Source organism: Labrys sedimenti (genome assembly GCF_034424805.1).
In the GTDB taxonomy this organism is placed as follows: Bacteria; Pseudomonadota; Alphaproteobacteria; order Rhizobiales; family Labraceae; genus Labrys; species Labrys sedimenti.
On sequence record NZ_JAXOUF010000002.1, the window covers coordinates 521,810 to 533,915 of the forward strand.

Below are 12,106 nucleotides of genomic sequence, written 5' to 3' on the forward strand. Positions count from 1 at the left end.
CTAGTCGCGCTGCTTCCTGTGCGATCCTGGCAAGGTTCGTGATGGAACCGCCAAAGCTGGGACCGCGGACGTCTCGTCCGCTCTTGCAAACGATGCGCTTGCAGGCAGGAAGAGCGGGCAAGATGCCCGCGCACCCGGAAAGAGTTCGCCATGACTGACTACATCATCGTCGGGGCGGGGCCGGCCGGTTGTGCGCTGGCGGCAAGGCTGAGCGAGGATCCGGCTGTCAAGGTCCTCTTGATCGAGGCGGGCGGGCGCGACAGCCACCCCTTTTTCCACATGCCGGCGGGTTTTGCCAAGATGACCAAGGGCATCGCCAGCTGGGGCTGGTCCACGGTGCCCCAGAAGCATCTGGATGGACGGGTGCTCTGGTACACCCAGGCCAAGGTGCTGGGCGGCGGTTCCTCCATCAATGCGCAGATCTATACGCGGGGCAATCCGCGCGATTACGACGTCTGGGCCTATGTGCATCGCTGCGAAGGCTGGAGCTATGCCGAGGTCCTGCCCTATTTCAAGCGGGCCGAGGACAATCAGCGCTTCATCGACAGCTACCATGCCGCCGGCGGGCCGCTCGGCGTCTCCATTCCCATCAATCCCCTGCCGATCAACGAGGCCTTCATCCGCGCCGGCCAGGAATACGGCCTGCCCTACAATGCCGATTTCAACGGTGCCAGCCAGGAAGGGGTCGGCCATTACCAGGTCACGGTGCGCAATGCCCGGCGCTCTTCCGCCGCGGCCGCCTATCTGAAGCCGCTCGAGGGCAAGCGGCCGAACTTGAGCATCCGTACCGATGGCATGGTAACCCGCATCCTCATCGAGAAGGGGCGGGCTGTCGGCGTCGAGGTCGCCGGCAAGGGCGGCAGGAGCGAACTGCGCTGCGAGCGTGAGGTCATCGTCTCCTCCGGTGCAATCGGCTCGCCGCGCCTGCTGATGCTCTCCGGCATCGGCCCGGCGGCTCATTTGAGCGAGGTGGGCGTCAAGGTGGTGCATGATCTGCCGGGTGTCGGCGAGAACCTGCAGGACCATCTCGACCTCTATGTCATCGCCGAATGCACCGGCGACCACACCTATGACAATGTCGCCAAGCCGCATCGTACGGCCTGGGCCGGGCTGCAATATCTCCTGTTCAAGAAAGGGCCGGTGGCCTCCACTTTGTTCGAGACCGGCGGCTTTGCCTATGCCGACAAGGGCGCCCGTTCGCCCGACATCCAGTTTCATCTGGGTTCGGGTTCGGGCATCGAGGCGGGCGTCGCCCGCTTGCGCAATGCCGGCGTGACGCTGAATTCGGCCTTCCTGCAGCCGCGCTCCCGTGGCACGGTGCGGCTCAAATCCGCCGATCCGATCGACCACCCGCTCATCGATCCGAATTACTGGTCCGATCCCTACGACAAGGCGATGTCGCTGGAAGGACTGCGCATGGCGCGCGAGATCTTCCGTCAGAAGGCGCTGGAGCCTTTCATCCTGGCCGAGCGCATGCCGGGGCCGGACAAGGTCAGCGAGGAGGATCTGAGCGACTATGCCTGCCGGACCTGCAAGACGGACCACCATCCTGCCGGCACCTGCAAGATGGGGATCGACGACATGGCCGTGGTGACGCCCGAACTCAAGGTCAGGGGGCTGGAAGGACTGCGCGTCTGCGATTCCTCGATCATGCCGATCGTCAACTCCTCCAACACCAACGCCCCCACCATCATGATCGGCGAGAAGGGTGCCGATCTCATCGCCGGCAAACAGCCGCTTCCCGCCGTCAATTTCGGTTCCTGACAGGACAGCATCATGATCCGCCATATCGTTCTCGCCCGCCTGCGCCCGGACCTGTCGAAACAGGAGACCGAGGCATTGCTGGCCGCCATTCTGGACATGAAGTCGGAGATTCCCGGGATCGTGGCTGTTTCGGCCGGCCCGGACAACAGTCCGGAGGGGTTGGCGCGCGGTTATGGCCACGCCTTCACCGTGGACTTCGTCGACGCCCCGGCCCGCGACGCTTACCTGCCCCACCCCCATCACGCCAAGATAGCCCAGGCTCTCCTGGCTGCGACGCAAGGCGGTGTCGACGGCCTGCTGGTGCTCGACTTCGAGGCCTGATCGCGGGCTAAAGCGTTTTCCAGAAAAGTTGATAGACTTTTCGATTAAGAAAATGCGTCAAAACAACAGGTTAGAGAGCAAAGTGCGATTAGACGGAAGCGCTGTATTGCTCTCACTCTTTGGTGGGACGCGTCTTTGCGATGCTTGGTGATTCCACCTAATCGCAAAACGCCCTGGCCGGGTACGCGGTGCGGCCGAGCGGAGTACCAACGCCACAACCCCTTGTTAACTGCAATACCACGCCCTTTTCGCGCAGCGGAGGGGCGTTTTGCGTTGGTTTTGGCAGGTTTTGCGCTCGTTTCCGCGCAGATGTACGCCTTTCGCCTTAATTCCGCCGCCGGAAGGGAAGCATGATCCCGGCCGGCCGTACGGGTGTGGCTTGGCTTCTTGTACAATCTCTGATACTGAGAATGAACGTTCATTCTCATTCGGGGTTGCGATAGTGGTGATCGAAGCAGGGGTGGCGCCGCCGCCGCCCACGGTTGCAAAGGGAGCCGACGCGCGTCGAAATCACATTCTCGATGCCTTTGAGGTGTGCATCCAGCGCACCGGGTTCCATCGCACCACCATGCAGGACGTCGCAAGGGAAGCCGGCATGAGCGCCGGCAATCTCTACCGCTACTTTCCCTCTAAGGAGGCTTTGGTGTCGGGCCTGATTGAGCGCGATCGCGAACGCTTCAGTGCCGATTTCATGAATGTGGCGCGTTCCAGCGACGTCATGGGTTCCTTCGTCGCGCTCGGTCGCAAGCATTTCCTTGAAACGCCGCGCGAGCGCTGCGTGCAGTTCATGGAGATCTGGGCGGAGGCCAGCCGTAACCCGCAGGTGGCGGAGATGTGTGCGGCCGTCGACAGGGAGGTGAACGACTTCATGGTCGCGATCCTGGAAGCGGCCAAGGCCTCGGGGCAGATCCCCCCATCGGTGGACAGCGCGGCCGTGATCACCGTGCTTTCGGCGATGGGAGACGGCATGTTCACCCGTCGCGCCCTGGAGCCGGATTTCGATGTCGAGGACGGCTTCCGGCTGTTGGTGAACGTCATGGACGCTTTGATGTCGGGAAAGATCCCGCTCGATCGTCCTTTGCCTGTGATGTCAGATTCTCCGGGCTCTCCGCCCGTTTCAGAGGAAAAGCCCCATGTCCGCGGTTGAAAAGCAGAACCGGCCCGAGCGCGATGGCGAGCGGCAGCGGCGGGAGGAAGGCTTTGCCGACGAGGCGAGCCTGAAGGCGCTGCGCCTGTCCGGTCGCTCCCATGGGGAGGCGGTCGAATATCGCCGCACGCCCTGGTACACGAAGCTCACCATCCTGATGCTCGTCGTCATCGTCGCGGCCGCGGTTCTCTATGCCTATCGCGAGCCGCTGATGGCCCGTCTCAACCCACCGCCCCCGCCTGTGGTGGTCACCAAGCCGCCGGCGGTCACCGTGACGCCGGCCGTGACCGGCGCCATCACCGAGCATGCGGTGGTGACCGGCAATCTGGTGGCACGCGAGGAGATCCTGGTCTCCCCGCAGATCGAAGGCTACGCCGTCGACAAGATCATGGTCGAGGAAGGAGACCGCGTGAGCGAAGGCCAGGTGCTGGCCGAACTCTCGACCACCACCATCGATACCTCTCTCGCCCAGAACGAAGCGCAGACCGCCAGGGCTGAGGCTGCGATCGCCCAGGCCGAGAGCGCTATTGCCGAAGCCAAGGCCAACCAGGACCAGACCGCCAGCGCCTATGCGCGCTCCAAGGCGCTGGTCCGGACCGGCAACACCACGGCCGAGCAGCTCGACCAGCGCGAAGCAGCCGCCAAGATGGCGGATGCGCGCGCGGCGGCGGCCGAACACGCCCTGACCGTGGCCAAGGCCGACAAGAAGCTAGCAGATGCCCAGCGTTCCGAATTGATGGTTCGCCTGGAGCACACCAAGGTGCGCGCGCCGGCGGCGGGCGTGATCAGCCGCCGGGCCGCCCGCATCGGCGCGATCGCGTCCGCATCTGGCGATCCCCTGTTCCGCATCATTCGAGACGGTGACGTCGAACTTGAAGCGGATGTGCCGGAAGCGACTTTGGCGCGCGTCCGGCCTGGGATGACGGCCGAGGTCACCACGGCGGGTAGCAAGGAGCCTTTCAGGGCCCGCGTCCGCCTGGTTTCGCCCGAGGTGAATTCGGTTACGCGCCTGGGGCGTGTGCGCATTGCCATCGACCAGGCGCCGGGCCTGACGATCGGCGCCTTTGGGCGCGCCAGCGTGGCGGTTGCCAACCATACCGGCGTGCTCGTGCCGCAATCGGCGGTTCTCTACAGCGAGGACGGCGCGACGGTGCAGGTCGTCCATGACGGTGTCGTGGCGACCACGCCGGTCAAGCTCGGCCTGCGCACCGAAAAGCAGGCCGAGGTCATCGAGGGCGTCAAGGCCGGCGATACGGTGATCGCCACCGCCGGCACCTTCGTGCGTGACGGCGACAAGGTCAGCGCCGTCGGGGCGGGCATGGCCCAGCCCGCGACCCAGTCCAAGTGAGGCGCCGATGTCGTTCAACGTCTCGGCCTGGTCCATCCGCAATCCGGTGCCTTCGATCGTCCTGTTCGTGGTACTGATGGCGCTTGGCTGGGTCTCTTTCCAGAACCTCCCGATCACCAAGTTTCCCAACATCGACATTCCCGTCATCACCGTGACGGTGACCCAGGTAGGCGCTGCGCCGTCCGAGCTGGAGACACAGGTGACGCGCAAAATCGAGGATGCCGTCACCAGCGTCGCCGGCGTCAAGCATGTGCAGTCGACCATCACCGACTCCACCTCGACGGTCGCCATCGAGTTCTGGCTCGGCACCAACACCGATCGCGTCCTCAACGACGTCAAGGATGCGGTGACCAAGATCCGCACTGAACTTCCCCGTGACATCGAGGAGCCGGTGGTGGCGCGCCTCGAAATCGAGTCGCAGTCGATCATGACCTATTCGGCCACGGCGCCCGGCATGACGCTGGAGCAACTGTCCTGGCATGTCGACAATGTGGTGAAACGGGACCTGCAGAGCCTGCGCGGCGTCGGCCGCGTCGACCGTATCGGCGGCGTGACGCGCGAGATCCGCGTCGCCGTCGATCCCGATCGCCTGCTTTCGCTCGGTATAACCGCCGCCGACGTCAACCGCGTACTGAAGGCGACGACGGTCGACCTGTCGGGCGGCAAGGGCGAGGTCGGCAATCGCGAACAGGCCATCCGGACCCTGGCCGGCGCCCATACGGTCGACGAGCTCAAGGAGACCAAGATCACACTGCCCGGCGGGCGGCAGGTGCGCCTCAACGAGATCGCCGACATCACGGACGCCTATGCCGACCAGACCTCGTTCGCGCGCATCAATGGCTCGACGCCGATCGTCGCCTTCTCGGTTTTCCGCTCCAAGGGTGCCAGCGACACCACGGTCGCAGCCGCGGTCGCCGCCAAGATCCAGGCGCTGCACCAGGCCCATCCCGAGGTCAGCTATGCGGTGGTGGACGATGGCGTCGCCTCGACCTACGGCAATTTCGAAGCGGCGATGCAGACCCTGGTGGAAGGCGCCATCCTTGCCGTCATCGTCGTGCTGATCTTCCTGCGCGACTGGCGGGCCACGCTGATCGCCGCCATCGCCTTGCCGCTCTCGGCGATTCCGACCTTCTGGGCGATGAGCATGATGGGCTTTTCGCTCAATCTCGTCAGCCTGCTCGCCATCACGCTGGTCACGGGTATCTTGGTCGATGACGCCATCGTCGAGATCGAGAACATCGTCCGGCACATGAAGATGGGCAAGTCGCCCTACCGCGCCTCCATCGAGGCGGCGGACGAGATCGGCCTCGCGGTGATGGCGATCACCATGACGATCATCGCCATCTTCGCGCCCGTGAGTTTCATGGGCGGCATCGTCGGCCAATATTTCAAGCAATTCGGCCTCACGGTGGCGGTGGCGGTATTCTTCTCGCTGCTGGTGGCACGCCTGATCACGCCGATGATGACGGCCTATTTCCTCAGGCCGCATGCCCATGTCGAGGCGCGTGATGGCTGGATCATGCGGGCCTATACCCGCTTCCTGGAAATGACGCTGGCGCGCTGGTTCTCGCCTTATCTCACGATCGTGGCCGGCTTCGGGCTGCTGATCGTGACGTTCGGCCTGATGGGCCTGCTGCCTCAGGGCTTCATCCCGCCCGAGGATAACGCCCGCGTCGTCATCTCCGCCGAGATTCCGCCGGGCGGCAAGCTCGAGAATACCCAGGCGAAGACCGACGAGGTGGTCGCCGCCATCCGCAAGATCCCGGAAGTCGAGCAGGTCTTCGTGATCGGCGGCACCTCGCCGACCGGGCAGCTCGACCCGCGGCGCGCGGCGATCTATGTCAAGCTCACCAAGCGTGAGACACGCGCACGCCACCAACTCGCCATCCAGGACGATATTGCGCGCATCCTCACCGCCATTCCCGACATGCGCGCCTGGCGCGTCAACGACAATGGCGAGCGCGACGTCAACCTGGCGCTGAAGAGCAATGATCCGAAGGCGCTCGCCCTCGCGTCGTCTCGCCTGGAAGGCGCCATGCGCCATGTGCCCGGCTTCAACAATGTCGCTGCCAATACTGGCCTCGAACGGCCGGAAGTGCGCATCCTGCCGCGAACCGACGATGCCGCCCGCTATGGCATCACCACCGAGCAGATCTCGGAGGCGGTGCGCGTGGCGACCATTGGCGACATCGACGCCAATCTGGCCAAGTTCAATGCCGGGGACCGGCTGGTGCCGATCCGCGTGCAGTTGACGGAGGAATCCCGTGGCAATCTCGGCCTGATCGAAGCGCTCAGCCTGACCACGGCCTCGGGCGGCAGCGTGCCGCTATCGGCGGTGGCGGATGTCGAGTTCGGCCAGGGGCCGACCTCGATCGAGCGCAACGATCGCGAGCGGCAGGTCAAGATCGGCGCCGACCTGCGCAAGGGCCTGGAGATCGGCGAGGCGTTGGAACTGGCCATGGCCTTGCCCGAGGCCAAGAACCTGCCCAAGGGCGTGGTCTTCGCGCCCACCGGAGATGCCGAAGTGATGGCCGAGGTGTTCTCGGGCTTTGCCATGGCAATGGGGACGGGCCTGCTAATGGTCGCGGGCGTGCTGGTGCTGCTGCTCGGCAGCCCCTTCCACGCCATTACCATCCTGCTCTCGCTGCCGCTGTCGATGCTCGGCGTGGTCCTGGCGCTGCTCGCCACCCACAACTCGATCTCGATGCCGGTGGTGATCGGCATCCTGATGCTGATGGGCATCGTCACCAAGAACGCCATCATGCTGGTCGACTTCGCGGTGGAGCGGGTCAAGCATGGCATGCACCGCCATGACGCCATCATCGATGCCGGACGCAAACGCGCGCGGCCGATCGTGATGACCACCATCGCCATGGTGGCCGGCATGGTGCCGACGGCGTTGGGACATGGGGATGGCGGCGAGTTCCGGGCACCGATGGCCATCGCCGTGATCGGCGGCCTGATCGTCTCGACCCTGCTGTCGCTGATCTTCGTGCCGTCGTTCTATGCGGTCATGGATGATCTCACGCGTGGCATTTCCTTCCTTTTCGGTCCCCTGGTTGGGCCGAAGGATGAGGCGGGGAAGCCCGGCGTGCCAGCTGCGCTGGACAACGGCCACGGCGGCAGGGGGACGGCCGCGGCGGCGGAATAGAGCGGAAACATCCAATGCCCTTCAGCTGCTTTGGACACAGATCGGCGCCGCGGTCAGGGCGCCGGTCATTCTCAATTTTTCACGGCTCGGCAGGCGCCGGCATCATCGAAAGCGACGATAGGGACTGTCATGAACTTCATGCCCTTGCCGGACCGTGATCCGACCCCTCGCGAACGAGCCTATCTGGTGGCCCTGGAGGCGGGCGAACTGAGGCCGTCGATCAGCGGGCAGGCCGGAAATATGTGCCGGAAGTTCGGCTGGTGCGAGGCCGTCTTCCATTTGCCCGACGGCTCGCAGAAAACGCGATCGGAATTGCCCAGCCAGATGGATTCGATCGCGGTGATCAAGGCGGGCTACCGGGCCATCGGCTATTGCCTCACCCCACGCGGCCGAGCCGCCCTGGCGCGGCCCGCAGCGAAGAGGTAGCGCGTTTTTCCACTGCCGGATGATGGGGCTACAGCCAGTTCTTCCAGCGGAACAGCACGTAGGGGGCGATGGCGACCACCACCATCAGGATCAGGGCCATCGGGTAGCCGTGCGCCCATTTGAGCTCCGGCATGTTCTCGAAATTCATGCCGTAGACCGAGGCCACCAATGTCGGCGGCATGAAGATCACGGCCATCACCGAAAAGAGCTTGATGATGTTGTTCTGTTCGAGATTGACCAGGCCGAGCGTGGCGTCGAGCAGGAACTGGATCTTGCCGGATTGAAAGGTCGCGTGCTCCTCGAGCGACTGCAGGTCGCGTAGTGTCATCTTGACTTCCTCGCGCAACTCCGAGGGCACCTTGGCGGCCTTGAGGCCTGCCGAGAACCACAACAGTACCCGCTCGATCGAGACCAGGCTTTCACGCGATTTCGAGACGAGGTCGCCATGACGGCCGAGCGCCTGCAAGGTTCGCTGCAGGGTGGCGTTGCGATTGCCTTGCTTGACGGACTCCTTGAACACACCGCGCGAGAGCGCGTCGAGGCGCTCGCCGGTGTCCTGCAGCACCTCGGCTGCACGGTCGATGACGGCATCGATCAGCCCGGCCATGATCGCCTCGGGACTGCCTCCGCAGCCGCCGGCCTTGACCGCATGGCCCGTATAGGTGGTGAAGGATTTCGGTTCGCTGTAGCGCACCGTCACCAGGACGCTGGCCGTGAGGATGAAGGTCACCGCCGAAATGTCCGGCTCGCTGGTGTTGACGTTCACCAGGAGGCGGGTGGTCATGTAGCGCGTGCCATTCTCCGACCAGATCAACTCGGAGGGTTCGATATCATCCATATCCTCATGGGTGGGGATGGAGATGCCGAGCAGCGTCTCGACCTGCTGGTCTTCCTCGCGCGTCGGGTTGAGCAGGTCGATCCACAGGACATCCCCCGTGAGGGGCTCACCCCGCTGCAATGTGTGGGGCAGCAGCCTGTCCTTGGTCGTCGGGCACAAGCGATGTGTGGTGATCATGACAGGCCCTGCGACAAGGGAGTGAGGAATTGGCCATCCCGCCAAATCGCAAAACGCTCTAGGGAGGAAAGATGACGGCAGCGTGATCTCGATCGGTATCGATCACAGCCAGCAGAAAAGCCGCCGATGGCGTTTGTCAAGAATGACGAAGGTCGCTTCCCGGGCCTTGTCGCCAACCTGGAACGCGATCTCGGCAAGGCGCTGCGCAAAACGGGCATCGTGAAAGGCCCAGCGCCGATCCTTCAGTGGGTTCCGCTGCAACTGCGGGCAAGCACGATGCGGGGCGTATTCGCGCTCAATTTGAGCGGGGCGGCTTGGCCTTGGGCGTATTCTGGGGCTGAGGCCCGCCCCTGAAAACAATCGGGAGCCGCAGCGAGAAGCTCTCTCCGGTCACGTTGGCGGGCGGCTTGGGGAGGGGTGTGGCCCGCTTGAGCGCGTCGAGCGCGGCCTCGTCGAACTCGCTCCTGCCGGAACCCTGCACCACCTTGGCCGACCGCACCTGTCCGTTGCGATCGAGGACAAACTGGACCATGACCTGTCCGGACGGCAGCGGCGGAGGCGCTTCGCCTTCCTTCAAGGGCGGCTGGGGCAGGTTCGGAAAGCGGGTATTGGCCCCTACCTGCCTGAGCAAGGCGGCATGCCAGCTCTTGGCGTCGGTGATCGGCGGAGAGGCGGGGGCCGGCTTGGACTGGGCCCAGACAGGGGAAGCCGCGAAAAACGCTCCCAGGGACGCGCCAAGCAGGGCCCGGGTCAGTGCAAGACGTCGGAAGGCAGACATGGGACGTTCCGGAAAGCTAAGGCGTTTTACGATTTGGAGAAATCGCCCAGAATCGCAAAGACGCATCAAACCAACGAGACGGAGCAAAATGGCGTTTCCATCCAAACGCTCTTTGCTCCGGGGGACACACCCTTGTTGCCTTTCCGGGGAGATTGCAAGTTTTTGATATTACTATGGAATAGTTCTTATCGGGGCTTGCTGCGAAGCCCGCTCATCCCTCGATTTCCTCCCGCAGCATCTCCAGGGCCAGCCATTCTTCCTCGGCATGCGCCTTCTCGGCTTCGAGTTTGGCGAGCTGTTGGCTGAGCTCGGCGAATTTCTTCGAATCCCTGGCGAAGAGGTCGGGGTCGGCAAGCCGCTCCTGCAGGCTCGCCGCCTTGGTGGCAAGCTGGTCGATCTTGCCGGGCAGGGTCTCGAGGGCGTGCTTTTCCTTGAACGAAAGTTTGCGCTTGCCGCTGCGCTCCGGCGCCGAACCGGTCGCTGCCTGATCTGCGACGGCCGGCTTGGACGTTTCCGCCTTCTCGGTCGGTTTGCGGGCGACGCCCCCGCCGCGCTGGGCCACCATGTCGCTATAGCCGCCGGCATATTCCGTCCAGCGCCCGTCGCCTTCGCTCATCAGGATCGAGGTCGAAACCCGGTCGAGGAAGTCGCGGTCATGGCTGATGACGATGACGGTGCCCTGATAGTCCCCGATCATCTCCTGCAGGAGGTCGAGTGTTTCCAGGTCGAGATCGTTGGTCGGCTCGTCCAGCACCAGGAAATTGGAGGGCTTGGCCAAAGCGCGCGCCAGCATCAGCCGGCCGCGTTCGCCGCCCGACAGCACCGAAACCGGCGTGCGTGCCTGCTCGGGCGGAAACAGGAAATCGCGCATATAGCCGATGACGTGCTTGCGCTCGCCGCCGACCTCGACATAGTCCGAGCCGCCGCCGGTAAGCGTATCGCTGAGGGTCGTCTGTGGGTCCAGGCTCTCGCGACGCTGGTCGAGCGTCACCATCTGCAGGCTTGCGCCCAGCTTCACCACGCCACTGTCGGGCGGGACGGCACCGGTCAAGAGGTTGAGCAGGGTAGTCTTGCCGGCGCCGTTGGGGCCGACAATGCCGATCCTGTCGCCTCGGGCGATGCGGATGGAGAAATCCTTGACGATCGGCGGGCCGCCCCAATTCTTGTTCACGCCGATCGCTTCGACCACCAGCTTGCCGCTTTCCTCGCCTTCGGTCATCGTCAACTTCACCGCGCCGGTGACGCGGCGGGCATCGCGGCGCTCTTGCCGGAGGGCGGCGAGATTGGCCATGCGGCGGACATTGCGCTTGCGACGGGCGGTCACGCCATAGCGCACCCAGTGTTCTTCCGCCACGATCTTGCGGTCGAGTTTCTGGCGGTCGCGCTCTTCTTCTTCCAGCACCTGGTCGCGCCATTCCTCGAAGAAGGCGAAGCCGCGATCCGTGCGCCGGGTCTGGCCGCGATCGAGCCAGACGGTGGCGCGCGACAGGTTTTCCAGGAAGCGCCGGTCATGGCTGATCAGCACCAGGGCCGAGCGCAACGAGCCGATTTCCTTTTCCAGCCATTCGATGGCCGGCAGGTCGAGATGGTTGGTCGGCTCGTCGAGCAGCAGGATGTCCGGTTCGGGGGCAAGCACGCGGGCAAGCGCCGCGCGCCGGGCCTCGCCGCCGGAGAGATTGTCGGGGCTCTCCTCGCCCGTCAGGCCGAGCTCGTTGAGCAGATAGAGGGCGCGGTAATTGTCGTCGCCCGGACCGAGGCCCGCCTCGACATAGGCGAGCGTGGTGGCAAAGCCGCTTAAATCCGGCTCCTGCGGCAGATAGCGCACCGTGGCGCCGGGATGCACGAAACGCTCGCCGCGATCGGCCTCGATCTGGCCCGCGGCGATCTTGAGCAAAGTCGACTTGCCGGAGCCGTTGCGGCCAACGAGGCAGAGCCGCTCGCCGGGGGCAATCGACAGATCGGCTCCCTCGAGGGTCGGGGTGCCGCCAAAGGTCAGATGGACATCGCGCAGGAAGAGCAGGGGAGGAGCCATGCGCGCCTTGTGCAGGCGGCCACGAAGCGGGTCAAGCCTTCATTCTGTGCGCACTGTGTTCTAGCGCACGTCCTAGCCAGCCTGCGGGGCATAGATGAAGCCAATGTGAACGGCAGTGCGTTCA

General features: G+C 64.4%; 9 protein-coding genes. 6 read left to right on the forward strand and 3 right to left on the reverse strand.

Features of this window, described 5'->3' with window-relative positions:
• The first annotated feature begins 150 nt into the window (after positions 1-150).
• From U1R88_RS08890 to U1R88_RS08915, 6 genes are all read left to right on the forward strand, one after another.
• On the forward strand, positions 151-1,764 hold the full coding sequence (locus U1R88_RS08890; RefSeq protein ID WP_322430916.1) for a GMC family oxidoreductase: 1,614 nt from the start codon (positions 151-153) through the stop codon (positions 1,762-1,764).
• Between the two features lie 12 nt (positions 1,765-1,776).
• Positions 1,777-2,085 carry a Dabb family protein gene (locus tag U1R88_RS08895; RefSeq protein WP_322430917.1) on the forward strand — a complete coding sequence of 103 codons (309 nt, stop codon included), beginning with the start codon at positions 1,777-1,779 and terminating at the stop codon, positions 2,083-2,085.
• Between the two features lie 268 nt (positions 2,086-2,353).
• Positions 2,354-3,232 (forward strand): TetR/AcrR family transcriptional regulator, encoded by an 879-nt coding sequence (locus tag U1R88_RS08900; protein WP_322430918.1) that lies wholly within the window; start codon positions 2,354-2,356, stop codon positions 3,230-3,232.
• Positions 3,219-4,580, forward strand: coding sequence for an efflux RND transporter periplasmic adaptor subunit (locus U1R88_RS08905; protein ID WP_322430919.1), 1,362 nt, complete (start codon positions 3,219-3,221; stop codon positions 4,578-4,580). The genes U1R88_RS08900 and U1R88_RS08905 overlap by 14 nt, the downstream gene beginning before the upstream one ends.
• Before the next feature lie 7 nt (positions 4,581-4,587).
• Positions 4,588-7,731 carry an efflux RND transporter permease subunit gene (locus U1R88_RS08910; RefSeq protein ID WP_322430920.1) on the forward strand — a complete coding sequence of 1,048 codons (3,144 nt, stop codon included), beginning with the start codon at positions 4,588-4,590 and terminating at the stop codon, positions 7,729-7,731.
• Between the two features lie 129 nt (positions 7,732-7,860).
• Entirely contained in the window at positions 7,861-8,157 is a 297-nt protein-coding gene (locus tag U1R88_RS08915; protein ID WP_322430921.1) for a hypothetical protein, read from the forward strand.
• A 28-nt stretch (positions 8,158-8,185) separates the two neighbouring features.
• Here U1R88_RS08915 and U1R88_RS08920 read toward each other — a convergent pair whose 3' ends face one another.
• From U1R88_RS08920 to U1R88_RS08930, 3 genes are all read right to left on the reverse strand, one after another.
• Positions 8,186-9,172 carry a magnesium transporter CorA family protein gene (locus tag U1R88_RS08920; RefSeq protein WP_322430922.1) on the reverse strand — a complete coding sequence of 329 codons (987 nt, stop codon included), beginning with the start codon at positions 9,170-9,172 and terminating at the stop codon, positions 8,186-8,188.
• Positions 9,173-9,467: 295 nt separating this feature from the next.
• On the reverse strand, positions 9,468-9,950 hold the full coding sequence (locus U1R88_RS08925) for an energy transducer TonB family protein (RefSeq protein WP_322430923.1): 483 nt from the start codon (positions 9,948-9,950) through the stop codon (positions 9,468-9,470).
• 211 nt (positions 9,951-10,161) lie between these two features.
• Entirely contained in the window at positions 10,162-11,982 is a 1,821-nt protein-coding gene (locus U1R88_RS08930) for an ABC-F family ATP-binding cassette domain-containing protein (RefSeq protein WP_322430924.1), read from the reverse strand.
• Positions 11,983-12,106 lie beyond the last annotated feature (124 nt).